Annotated in this window: 9 protein-coding genes; 5 read left to right on the top strand and 4 right to left on the bottom strand. The window is 33.2% G+C overall.

What is annotated here, in order from left to right:
* Positions 1 to 16 precede the first annotated feature (16 nt).
* The 4 genes from AC3DU7_RS12625 to thyX all read right to left on the bottom strand — a co-directional run bounded on the left by AC3DU7_RS12625 (position 17) and on the right by thyX (position 4,544).
* On the bottom strand, positions 17 to 1,774 hold the full coding sequence (locus AC3DU7_RS12625) for a vWA domain-containing protein (RefSeq protein WP_488039693.1): 1,758 nt from the start codon (positions 1,772 to 1,774) through the stop codon (positions 17 to 19).
* A gap of 570 nt (positions 1,775 to 2,344) precedes the next feature.
* On the bottom strand, positions 2,345 to 2,926 hold the full coding sequence (locus AC3DU7_RS12620) for a deoxycytidylate deaminase (protein WP_488039692.1): 582 nt from the start codon (positions 2,924 to 2,926) through the stop codon (positions 2,345 to 2,347).
* Positions 2,923 to 3,351 carry a dUTP diphosphatase gene (gene dut, locus AC3DU7_RS12615; RefSeq protein ID WP_488039691.1) on the bottom strand — a complete coding sequence of 143 codons (429 nt, stop codon included), beginning with the start codon at positions 3,349 to 3,351 and terminating at the stop codon, positions 2,923 to 2,925. Before dut ends, AC3DU7_RS12620 begins: the two co-directional genes overlap by 4 nt.
* Positions 3,352 to 3,821: 470 nt before the next feature.
* Positions 3,822 to 4,544: an FAD-dependent thymidylate synthase gene (thyX, locus tag AC3DU7_RS12610; protein WP_488039690.1), complete on the bottom strand. Its 723-nt coding sequence runs from the start codon at positions 4,542 to 4,544 to the stop codon at positions 3,822 to 3,824.
* A 1,705-nt stretch (positions 4,545 to 6,249) separates the two neighbouring features.
* On the opposite strand from thyX, the gene AC3DU7_RS12605 reads away from it, so the two are divergent.
* From AC3DU7_RS12605 to AC3DU7_RS12585, 5 genes are all read left to right on the top strand, one after another.
* A complete protein-coding gene (locus tag AC3DU7_RS12605) occupies positions 6,250 to 6,789 on the top strand; it encodes a metal-dependent hydrolase (RefSeq protein ID WP_488039689.1) in 540 nt (179 codons plus the stop codon).
* 292 nt (positions 6,790 to 7,081) lie between these two features.
* On the top strand, positions 7,082 to 7,846 hold the full coding sequence (locus AC3DU7_RS12600) for a hypothetical protein (RefSeq protein ID WP_488039688.1): 765 nt from the start codon (positions 7,082 to 7,084) through the stop codon (positions 7,844 to 7,846).
* Positions 7,847 to 8,348: 502 nt separating this feature from the next.
* Complete coding sequence (locus AC3DU7_RS12595; protein WP_488039687.1) at positions 8,349 to 10,433, top strand: glycosyltransferase family 39 protein; 2,085 nt, start codon at positions 8,349 to 8,351, stop codon at positions 10,431 to 10,433.
* 21 nt (positions 10,434 to 10,454) lie between these two features.
* Positions 10,455 to 10,637 carry a hypothetical protein gene (locus AC3DU7_RS12590; protein ID WP_488039686.1) on the top strand — a complete coding sequence of 61 codons (183 nt, stop codon included), beginning with the start codon at positions 10,455 to 10,457 and terminating at the stop codon, positions 10,635 to 10,637.
* Between the two features lie 204 nt (positions 10,638 to 10,841).
* Entirely contained in the window at positions 10,842 to 11,510 is a 669-nt protein-coding gene (locus tag AC3DU7_RS12585; RefSeq protein WP_488039685.1) for a hypothetical protein, read from the top strand.
* Positions 11,511 to 11,574: the final 64 nt, after the last annotated feature.

Genomic DNA, 11,574 nt, shown 5'->3' with positions numbered 1-11,574 from the left:
CCTAAATTCCATTCATCTACTTTTTCTCCATCAATTTTTGACTACTTTCAACCATATTAATAAACTCACTCCGATAACCCTCTAAATCTAAACCTTTCGACTCATTTGCCAACTTCAACACTTCACTAAAACTAGCATCACCTTTATATTCAGAATCTAGCAAAATCATTCCATACTCAGCTACAGCAGCAGCAAATTTAAAATCATTTGAAGCATCATCTAAACTCACTCCCTTATCAACAACTGGCTGTTTTATTAACTCAGAAGTTGTACCCTTTGGCTCTTTATAACGCAACTTAACCAACATTAATTCATCACTATTATAAGTCGCTTCCTCAACTTGATTATCTTGATATCTCAACTCATCAACTTCTGGCAATTTCACATTACTTTCTACCCCCACAGGAATAACTTCATAAAGTGCCGTAACCGAATGTCCTGCACCTAACTCTCCCGCATCCTTTGTATCATCATTAAAATCTTGAGAACGTAACAGTCGATTTTCATAACCAATTAAACGATAAGCTTGTACTTTTGCCGGATTAAATTCCACTTGAATTTTCACATCTTTAGCAATAGTTAGTAGAGTTCCTCCCATCTCAGTCACTAAGACTTTTTTCGCTTCCAAAAGATTATCAATATAAGCATAATTCCCATTTCCCTTATTAGCTAACTGTTCCATTTTGGCATCCTTAAAATTACCCGTACCAAAACCAAGTACCGTGAGAAAAATTCCTTCATCTCGATAATTTTCTATCATTCTTACCAATTCAGCATCGCTAGAAACTCCCACATTAAAATCTCCATCGGTTGCCAGAATAACTCGATTATTTCCTGAAGACTGATAAAACCTTTTTGCTAAATCATAAGCAAGTTTAATTCCTTCACCTCCAGCAGTGGAACCTCCAGCTTCTAGATTATTAATTGCTGCGAGAATTTTATCTTTTTCGCTGCCTTTTGTGGGAGGTAAAACTACTCCTGCTGCTCCAGCATAAACAACTATTGATACAGTATCCTTTTCTGTTAGTTCATCTACCAATAATTGAAAAGCTGATTTGATTAAGGGTAGTTTATTAGAGGTATTCATCGAACCAGAAACATCTAACAAAAATACCAGGTTACTAGGAGGTAAATTTTCTGTAACTATATCTTTGCCTTGAATGCCAATATGAACTAATTTATGTTGAGAATTCCAAGGAGAGTCAGATATTTCTGTAGTGAGAGAAAAGGGGATATTAGCTTTTGGTTGGGGATAGTCGTAAGTAAAATAATTTATTAATTCCTCAATTCTCACAGCATCTTTTGGTGGTAGTCTACCTTCAGTAATAAAACGACGTAAATTACTATAAGATGCTGTATCTACATCAATAGAAAATGTGGATAGGGGATTATTTTTTACTATTTTAAAAGGATTGTCATTAATGAGGTTATATTCTTCTGTATTTGAGGATTCTAATTCTACTGTAGAATCTGTTTCAAACTGTGAAAAACTAGGAGCAGTTTGTTTTAGAGCTATATCTGCTGATTGTTGACGCGCTCTAGCACCTCCTCCTCTAGTAGCACCTTCTCTGAATTGAGAAGGTATTGAGCTTTTAGGAGTTGTATTTAAAGTTGCTGGAGGTGGTGGTTGAGGTGCAGGTGGCGCTGATGAAATTACTGCTTCTTCTGTTCTTTCTTGTTGACTACCACAAGCTATTAACATTAACAAAGGAAACAAGCCTAGTAATAATTTGATTTGACTAAAGTGGCAGAATTTGACATTTTTTATATTCATATTCTTGGCTCTAATATTGATTGAGTATTGAGATAATTTGACCAAAAATTTTTACTTAATTTCAGCAAATTAGTCTGAACTACAAAAAAGAGCGATCGCTTTCCGTAAAAGTAATGAAACCCATTTGGGATCTATTAGACATCTCCAGGCAGGGACATTTGATACAACGTCCCTACAAAGTAGGCGGAAAGAATTAATGAATAAAAGTACGATAATGAATTTTATTTTTTTCTCATAAGGTGGTTTTAATGAATATAGACTTTATACCAAATTGAAATGAAGCTGCATAGAATAATATTTCAAGCAGAATTAGCCGTAAGTAAGCATAGATTAAAGATAGATCGATTTAATGAATTTCATCATTCTATGCAACCTCATATAAAATTGGTATTAAAGCCAGCTTTAATAGCAAGTAAAAATTCTGACTCAATTTCAATTAGTAAAGCTTTTATCTAAAACTAAAATCAATAGCTGATAGTTGTTTGCGCAGCATTCCGGAGGAAATGCTTACTTATAAATAGTCTCTAAAATGATTTGTGAAAAATTAAAAAATACATGAAAATCATGAAATTATTTTTCCTTTTTTCTATTTGCTATTCCCTCTTCCCTAATTTCAGAAGATTTAGGAATAGAGGTGGGATGAAGTAGAGATGTTGCTGCTTTTTGAGCAATAGTTTCTGAGACTTTAATTTGCTTAATAGTAACTAAACCCTCTTTGATAAACATATCTCTTAAAGCTGCCTTTTCCCCACTATTAAAAGGAGTCTCATAAAAAACCTCTTTAATGCCACAAGAAATAACCAATTTCAAACAATAAAGACAAGGTTCTAAGGTGACATAAATAACAGCTCCATTCGTAGATATTCCATGTTTTGCAGCTTGAGCAATAGCATTAGCTTCCGCATGAACAGAACGAGATGGTAAAACTTTACTAGCATCACAACTACTTAATTCAGGATAACAAAAACCCTGACTTGTACAATGTGAAGAACCAGAAGGAGAACCATTATAACCAGTTGCTAAAACTTGTTTATCTTTAACTATTACTGCACCCACAGGAAAAGCAAGACAAGTTGAACGAGTAGCAGCCAGTTTAGCTATCATTAAAAAGTATTCATCCCATGTTGGTCTTTGATATAATTCTTCTGTCATATTCCTGTAGAACCAAATCCTTTAATATCTCTTTCTGTTGTACTTAATTCATCAACTGTTTCTACATTAACAGATAATACTGATGCTATAACCATTTGAGCTATTTTCATTCCTCGTGTGACTTGAAATGAATTTTTCCCATGATTAATTAAAATTATGCCGATTTCTCCCCGATAAGTTTCATCTATAGTTCCAGGAGTATTTAAAACTGTAATTTGATGTTTTAAAGCCAACCCACTTCTAGGACGAATTTGTGCTTCTGTTCCTGATGGTAATTCGATAGCAATACCTGTATGAATTAACTTGCTTTCTCCAGGATTAATAGTTAATTCATCAATAGAAAATAAATCTAATCCTGCATCTTGTGGATGTGCATAATAGGGAACAATTGCTAATTCATCTAACTTTTTAACTTTAAGTTTCATAATAGGGAGTAGGGAGTAGGGAGTAGGGAGTAGGGAGTAGGGAATAGGGAAAAAATAAGCAGAATTTTGAGATTAGTGCAATAAATTTAGGTTGGGTTGACGTAGGTTAGCGCTAGCTTATCCGTTAGGATAAACCAAATAATAATACCACTTCTCAAAAACTTTTATAAATTTTATTGAGTAGAGGAGTGGGGGAGAAGTAAACATAACCATAATTAACGATAAATTACTAAGAATTATCAAAAAAAAGAAGAAGAAAAGAAGGAAAGTATATGAGTTCACAGAAGGTTTTGTTAGTTTTATTCTAACGGATAAGCTCCGCTAACACTTCTTCAACCCAACCTACTAGACTGAAACCGTCTACTAGAAATTTTGCTTCAATTCTTACTTTTTAATTTTGACTTTTAACTTTTAACTTCATTTAATTCTTACTTTTGACTTTTGAATTTTGAATTTTGAATTTTGAACTTCTAGGGTGCTAACTTACCTTTTGCTAGTCTATTTTGTTCATACCATTCTGCTATATTCGGGACCCAATTTTGAACATGAGGCCACATTAATTCACAAAGTTTTTGAATTTCTAATTGAGCATTCTTTTTAAAACGTAAATCTAAAAAATGTAGCAAACTACGACAATTAAAACTAACAACAAAGTGCTGACGATAATCAAAAGGAATTTTTCCTCTAGCGTGTTCTTCAGACATTCCAAATTCCATGTCAAGTTTGTATTTTTTTGCTGCCTCCAAACACCACTGTAAATCTTGTTCTCGTTGTTCAGCAGAATAATAATATTTCTTCCCCTGACGGTCAGAATATTCTCCCACCGGACGTAAGTAAAAAGCACTTTCTATATCCGTTTTTCCCTCTGCTACTGCAATAACTTTTCCCGAACAAAACCTATAACTTTGTACATCGAAAGTCACTCCCACACGATGAGTTCGTGCTTGCTGCATAACACTATGAGGAAAAAAACCACAATTAAAAGTAATTTGGGGATGCTCAATACATCCATAATGCCCACGGTCTCCTGCTAAAAGCCGCTTGACAATAATTTCACCACATTTTGTTTCTGAAGGCCAATTATCTTGTTCGTCAAATACAAATCCTTCACTATAATCTTGATGCAAAGCGGCATAAATTACCTGTTGAGGATTTAGAGTTTTAGTAATTACTTCTACCCGAAATTTATCCATAAAATTTTTCTATACTCAATCAATCTTATAACCTTATAGTTGATTGATATCCAAGAACAATTATTTATTAAAGCATTACTAAGATTAACTATCTAAAAAGTGATAGATTTTTCTTATTTTTGGCTTTTAACTTAAACAAATGATGCTTTCCCACCGTTTTACAGAAGCTCACTGAGTTAACACGCTACTCAAATTCCCATAGGGAGTAAAGTTCCTTACATTCCCCTTTTTCTGGGAGTAGCTAGCATTGCCCTTGAATATGGGGTTGATGAAGATGAGGCCATAGCGACACTGGTTCACGATAATTTCAGGAAATTATTTCAGATATGGGGTTTGAAACTATTTGTGACATCTTTGAAGTGAATTGGTATTACATATTTCTCTATTAGACCTCTCCGGAAAAGAGGGAGTAGGGAGTAGGGAGTAGGGAGTAGGGAGTAGGGGAAAATAATTGATGATTTATGCGTATGGGATTGATTTAATTTTTGACGATCGCCAGATGTCTATTAGAATTCTTGTTTGAGAAAAAGAGGAAGTAAAAGATGGGTTATATCATGTTCGGTTGAATACTTATACTTTGAAAAAAGGAAGGTAGAAGAGAAAGAAAAGTTCACGGGGAGAAGGTTTTTGATCGAGCTATTATCCGTTAGCGTAGCTTCCCAGGGGAACATGATATTACCTTTTCTATGGGGGTTCATTCTCTAGTTCAGAAACGCCGAAATTTCTACACAACAAGCTTAATATTTGTTTACATAATTTCCTGTCTAAATAAGTTTTTAATATAAATATTTAATTTTAGTAGTGAATTTAATTATATAACCTTGAATTTATAACAGAGAATTATAAAGTTTTGATGAAGAGGATCTGGCTTTTAGGCAAGCATTTTTAAAGTTTTAGTAAAGTGGCCTGAAATTACTTGAAATTGCTGAGGTAAATTGCTACTATAAACACTAAATCAAAGAACATTGAAATTTAATTTTGATACAAGCAATTAACTGTTATATTGACAACCTATACCTTTGTAATTTCAAGTATAGTTAGCTTTTTTATGTATATACAAATAAAATTGCATAGTCAACTGTAATTGCCAAAATGTATGAGATTTTAAAGAGGTTTTAATTGTAGTTGAATTATTTGGAGCTTGGGTAAATAAAATTCTAGGCATGGTCAAACACCAATAGCCGATCGCCTTTTGGTTTAGCTAAAGCTATGTATGAATTTAGTTACAACTCACCCTCTATTTGAAAAATTTACAGTGGGTATGATCGACAAAAAAAATAGTTCTACACGATCCAAATGCAATGTTTAATAAAAGTACTCACTTCCTCTTTATTGCTTCCTGGTGCGATCGCTCAATTATTGGTACTTATAGTTAAGACCAAGATAAGTTTCTAAATCGCAAACATAACTCAATTTCCGACTGCCATAAACCAAGCGTATCCATCAGCAAAATTAAAGCGGGAAGAGATTCATTTATACATCGGAATGTTGCTAGCAACTAATATTAACCTCAAAACAGGCGAATCCATCTTAATACAAAAGATTATCAAAATTTTGACCATTCCCAAACTGGATTATTCGGCTTAATTTAAGTAATTGGAGTTAAATATACCACTGCCAGAGACGTAGCGCAAAAAGTAGTTAATTATTTGTTCAAATAAGTTCAAATAAATTTTCAAGACAAAAATGCAATTTTATTTTAATTATGCCATCTCCTATTGCTCACTCAGTTTCTGGATATGTACTAGCTAAGTTTCTACCCAAAAACCTATCAAAAAATAATACATCTCATTGGTGGAACTTGGGAAATTTTTATCCTGTATTTGTTGCCATTTTTGCTGACTTTGATTTTATTCCCCAATTCATCACAGGAGAAAGATTTCATCGAGGTATTACTCATACTTTAATTTTTGCCATTGGTTTTAGTTTAATAGTTGGTTGGCTAATGAATTATTTCCGCAAATCTTCATTTAAACAACTATTTTTATTTACTTTTATTCTCTATAGTTCTCATTTACTATTAGATTTATTTACGGCTGGTGGTTCAGGTTTAAAATTGTTGTGGCCTATAACAGATACATCTTTCAAATCAACAATATATGTATTCCCACAAGTTTATAACTCTAGAGGAGTATTTGATATTAGTAATTTTATATCTATTGCTTGGGAATTATCTTACTCAGTATTAATTGTTAGTATATTATGGCTATGGAACAATTGTAGCTCTAGCAAATTTTATGAATAAATCAATTGAAAAAATAGGGAGTAGGGAGTAGGAGGAAATAATTCATAAATTAAGAGTGCAATAATTGATTTAATTTTTTATTATTGGATATGTCTAATACCATTTATCAAAAGTTTTGCTACATTTCCTTGGGAGTAGGGAATAGGGTTTAAAAGCATAATATATTTTGGATTAATGCTGATAATCCTTTACATTCATTACTGAATAATTATTATTACTTAATAACTGAAGTTTATCAGATATCTCATAAGTTAAATAACAAATTTAAATCGTGTCAATTTTGATACAAATTATGCTTAAACTTATCAGACTTAAACTATTATTTACTATATTTATTTCATTGCTAATTTTTCTCTACATTCCTAATTTATCTAACTTAAAATCGCAGAAAGTTTCCGCTCAATTTCTTGATTCACCAGAAGTTAAAGCTTTAGATAATAATTTAAATAACTCTAGTATTTCTTCTTTTATTAAATCAGGCTTTAATTATAGTCAACAACTCTACGGCAAGCCAAGAATAGCAGTAAAAAAAATAAATTTACGTTTACACACAACACCTTTAGCTTCACTGGATAATGCAAACAAAGGGGAATTTACTATCTATTTAAGTCGTAAACCCTCTGAATATTCTTTCTACGGGCAGTTAGGCCATGAAATATTTCACTTATTAAATGCACAATTACTTGATTGTTATGCAGAGGGTATGGCTACTGTTTTTGCCGAAAAAATATTAACTCGTAATGACTTAGATTGGAGTGGGTGGGAAACATATTTTCAACAAGGTTATGAACCTTTTTACGCCTTGACTTACTCTATGATGAAAGAAGTTAGTGAAACAGCAGGTTCAGCAAACATGAGTCGTTTACTTGACTTTGCTATTGATAATAAGGCTGATAAAAAGTGGATGCATATTGATATTAATAGATGGTTATCTTCAATGTCTGATTATGTAAAAATTGAAGTAGAAAAGGTGATTAATCAATATATTTATGAAGTTAAACCAGTAGTTGAATCAAAGAATAATATGTATACTTGTTTAGCACCTACAAAAAATTAGATGTAAGTATTCAGTTATCAGCAACAAGACTCTCTCATACTAGGATATTGTTTAAATTAATAACTGACTTTAAAGGTACAGGAAGCAACTTTTTTAGTATTAGTAAGAGAATTAATAAAGCTTTTATCGTCAAATAAAAGCAATAGCTGTTTGCATAGCATACTACAGGGAAGCGCTCATTGCTGAATCCTTACCATCAGACATCTCTGAAAAAGAGGGAGTAGGGAGTAGGGAGAAATAATTGATAATTTCTGTGCGATATTTGATTTGATTTTTTGGCGTTGCTGATTCTGGGTATGATTTGACAATTTTATATTTTTGATTTTGTATTTTGGATGGTTTGAACTACTTGTTAATATTAACTGTTCCCTATTCCCTATAAACCTACTTTCATACCTTAATTCAGCAATGACGATTTTTTATTACTGGAGATGTCTATTGATGAATATGGTAATTCGTAGATGAGATATAAAATTTATTGGGATAGTTAGGTATATTAGCAATGAGAAACGATCGAGTTAACCAAAATCATCAGAGGTGGTTACATCTAATACTGCTATGTAGTTGGATATTTCTAGGTATTACTCTACGTTGGACAAACTTAGCTGACAAGTCTGCCTCATCTATCGAAATTGCTACATTGGGTTATAGTCTAGGCCATAGCTTTTTTGACCTACCTTTAGATCGAGTTATTAGTCTAGACCAATTGCTCTCACCCTTACAATTTGATTCAAATTCTACTCCTACCAATGTCATCGATCGTCTACTGGGTGAAGATAATCATCCTCCACTCTATTTTGTACTAAATCATTTGTGGCTTAACTTATTCAGCACTGACGGAGAATTGGTTTCTCTGTGGGTGGGGCGATCGCTCAGTGCTATTTTTGGTGTAGCGGCTATTCCGGCAATTTTTGCTTTGGGTTGGTTAGCGTTTTCTCCATTAATAGCTCATATAGCAGCAGCATTAATGGCAATTTCTCCCTATGGGATATATCTCGCCCAAGAATCTCGTCATTATACTTTAACTATTTTATGGATTATTGCTTCTGTAACTTGTTTGACAGCAATAATACCCTATCTCCAAAAACACAAGACATTTCCAATATGGCTGGGGTTTATTTGGGTTATTATTAATAGTTTGGGAATTTCCACTCACTATTTTTTTGCCTTGGCGTTGACTGCGGAGGGATTAGTTATTGCTTGGTTTTGGTTGAGAGATATTCAAAACCTATTTCAACGCTATTGGTGGCGAATTTATTTGGTTGCTCTGGGAACGTTTATTGCTGGTTTGGTTTGGTTACCTGTAGTAAGTGGTATTGGCAATAGTCAACTTACTGACTGGATATCAACTAGCTTTGAGCTTGATGAAATTTGGCATCCTATCCCTCGTTTATTGGGTTGGGTATTGACAATGGTATGGCTTTTGCCCATTGAAGGGACTAGTTTATTTGTGACTATCTTATCTGGAGTGACACTTTTGCTTGTGTTGGTTTGGGTTGCTCCTGGTTTATGGCAAGGTGGGAAAGCACAGATGAATGATATTGATAACCGTTTGTCTTTTCAGGTTTTTGTCGGTTTTTTTGTAGGAGCGATCGCTTTATTTTTGCTCATTATTTACGGTATGGGTAAAGATTTATCTCTTGCTGCTCGTTATCATTTTGTTTATTTTCCTATTGTCATTATTTTATTAGCTGCTATTTTGGGAGAGTGTTGGGTTAACGAAGTCAGAAGTCAGAAGTCAGAAGTCAGAAGTGATTTTGATTTTTTGCAGAAGTGGGGAAATAGAAAAATTAAAGAGGAAGGAGCAACTAAAGAAGTCAGAAGTCAGAAGTCAGAAGTCAGAAGTGATTTTGATTTTTTGCAGAAGTGGGGAAATAGAAAAATTAAAGAGGAAGGAGCAACTAAAGAAGTCAGAAGTCAGAAGTCAGAAGTCAGAAGTGATTTTGATTTTTTGCAGAAGTGGGGAAATAGAAAAATTAAAGAGGAAGGAGCAACTAAAGAAGTCAGAAGTCAGAAGTCAGAAGTCAGAAGTGATTTTGATTTTTTGCAGAAGTGGGGAAATAGAAAAATTAAAGAGGAAGGAGCAACTAAAAAAGATATAATTTCGGCAAATTTAAAACTGATTAATCAAAGAGTTGTAGTTGTTGTTTTGTTAATGAGTTTATTTGGTGGATTAACGGTTGTTAACAATTATGGCTATCAAAAGTCACGCCGCGCAGACCTTCTAGTTGAGGCAATTAAAACACAGTCTGAAAATCCGTCTTTAATTGCTACAACTTATCAAACTCATGCTGAAATTCGGGCTTTAATTGCACTTGGTCTGGAATTTCAACGTCAAGAAGAGAAAATAAATACTTCTGACTTTTTTCAACCTCAATTTTTATTAATGAAAAGACAAAAAGAGCAAAGATTAACTCCAGATTTGGCTTTGGCTAAATTCCTGTCTCAAACACCACGACCTCTAGATTTATGGGCAGTTAATTTGAAGGTTGAGGGAAGTGATTTAGAAACTTTCAATTGTCGGAAATATTCTAATTCTTTACCTAAAATAAATGGTTATCGTTATAAGTTGTATAATTGCCGTTAATTTAACTTTGGTGGTAGGGGAGTGGCTCACACGGATTATGGCACGGATACACGGATGAGGAATAAAAAAACAAATGCAGGAAATGTCCCTTTGACAAAGCGGTGCGACCCCACGACGACGCCAGCTCGCTTGCGGAATGCCGACCAAGAGAGGGAACGCGCACCAAGAGAAAAAGAGAATTTACGACCTAAAAACTGGTATTAAATCTATTCATTCTCACTCCTGACTCCTGACTCCTAAAAAATACCCTACCTATTTGTAGCAAACATTTATAAAATTGGTATTATGTCTTATTTCAAGCCTCCTTCTTACAGAAGTACTGATAACTGATAACTGATAACTGAAATTACTACTCCCTACTCCCTAAAACCAACGATTTTTGTACCTCACCAGTATAGGAATTACTATATGATTTATTTATCTCCAAAAAAAACCATTATATTTCTGATATTTATTGTTATTGGCTTGACTATTGCCAGTATTACCGGGCAGTTTTTTCAATATTATGGTTTCTCTAATTCTACCCAATTGATTGATAAATTTAATGTAGATGGAGAATATACCATTCCTTCATTATTTTCATCTTTTATTTTATTTTTTTCCTGTATCATTCTGGGAATAATTTCTCATAAAAAATGGCAACAAAATGATAAATATGTTTGGAAGTGGATAGGTTTATCTGTCATATTTTTTTATCTAGGACTTGATGAAACAATTAGCTTACATGAACAACTAATTCATCCTTTGCGAGATATGTTGAATGCTACGGGAATATTTTATTACACTTGGGTAATTCCAGGATTAATATTAGTTATAACTGTTCTATTTGTTTATCTAAAGTTTCTTCAATCTCTGCCTAGAAAAATAAAATATCTATTTTTTCTGGCTGGAATATTTTATGTTGGAGGTGGAATTGGTATGGAAATGGTTGGTGGATATTACGCTTATTTGTATGATACTAATAATTTTTTTTATGAAATATTGGTAACTATTGAAGAATTTCTTGAAATGTTAGGAGTTGTTGTCTTTATTTATGCGCTTCTGTGTTATGGGAGGGAACAGTTCATTAATGGATAATTGATAATTGATAATGGATAATGGATAATGGATAATGGATAATGGATAATTGATAATGGATAAT

The organism is Okeania sp. (assembly GCF_983059655.1).
Note: the sequence above shows the minus strand (reverse complement) of the source record. Positions and strands in the feature narration are given on the sequence as shown.

Coding starts and splice junctions, on each gene's coding strand:
- AC3DU7_RS12625 (WP_488039693.1), bottom strand. CDS start 1,774: ATGAATATAAAAAATGTCAAATTCTGCCACTTTAGTCAAATCAAATTA.
- AC3DU7_RS12620 (WP_488039692.1), bottom strand. CDS start 2,926: ATGACAGAAGAATTATATCAAAGACCAACATGGGATGAATACTTTTTA.
- dut (WP_488039691.1), bottom strand. CDS start 3,351: ATGAAACTTAAAGTTAAAAAGTTAGATGAATTAGCAATTGTTCCCTAT.
- thyX (WP_488039690.1), bottom strand. CDS start 4,544: ATGGATAAATTTCGGGTAGAAGTAATTACTAAAACTCTAAATCCTCAA.
- AC3DU7_RS12605 (WP_488039689.1), top strand. CDS start 6,250: ATGCCATCTCCTATTGCTCACTCAGTTTCTGGATATGTACTAGCTAAG.
- AC3DU7_RS12600 (WP_488039688.1), top strand. CDS start 7,082: ATGCTTAAACTTATCAGACTTAAACTATTATTTACTATATTTATTTCA.
- AC3DU7_RS12595 (WP_488039687.1), top strand. CDS start 8,349: ATGAGAAACGATCGAGTTAACCAAAATCATCAGAGGTGGTTACATCTA.
- AC3DU7_RS12585 (WP_488039685.1), top strand. CDS start 10,842: ATGATTTATTTATCTCCAAAAAAAACCATTATATTTCTGATATTTATT.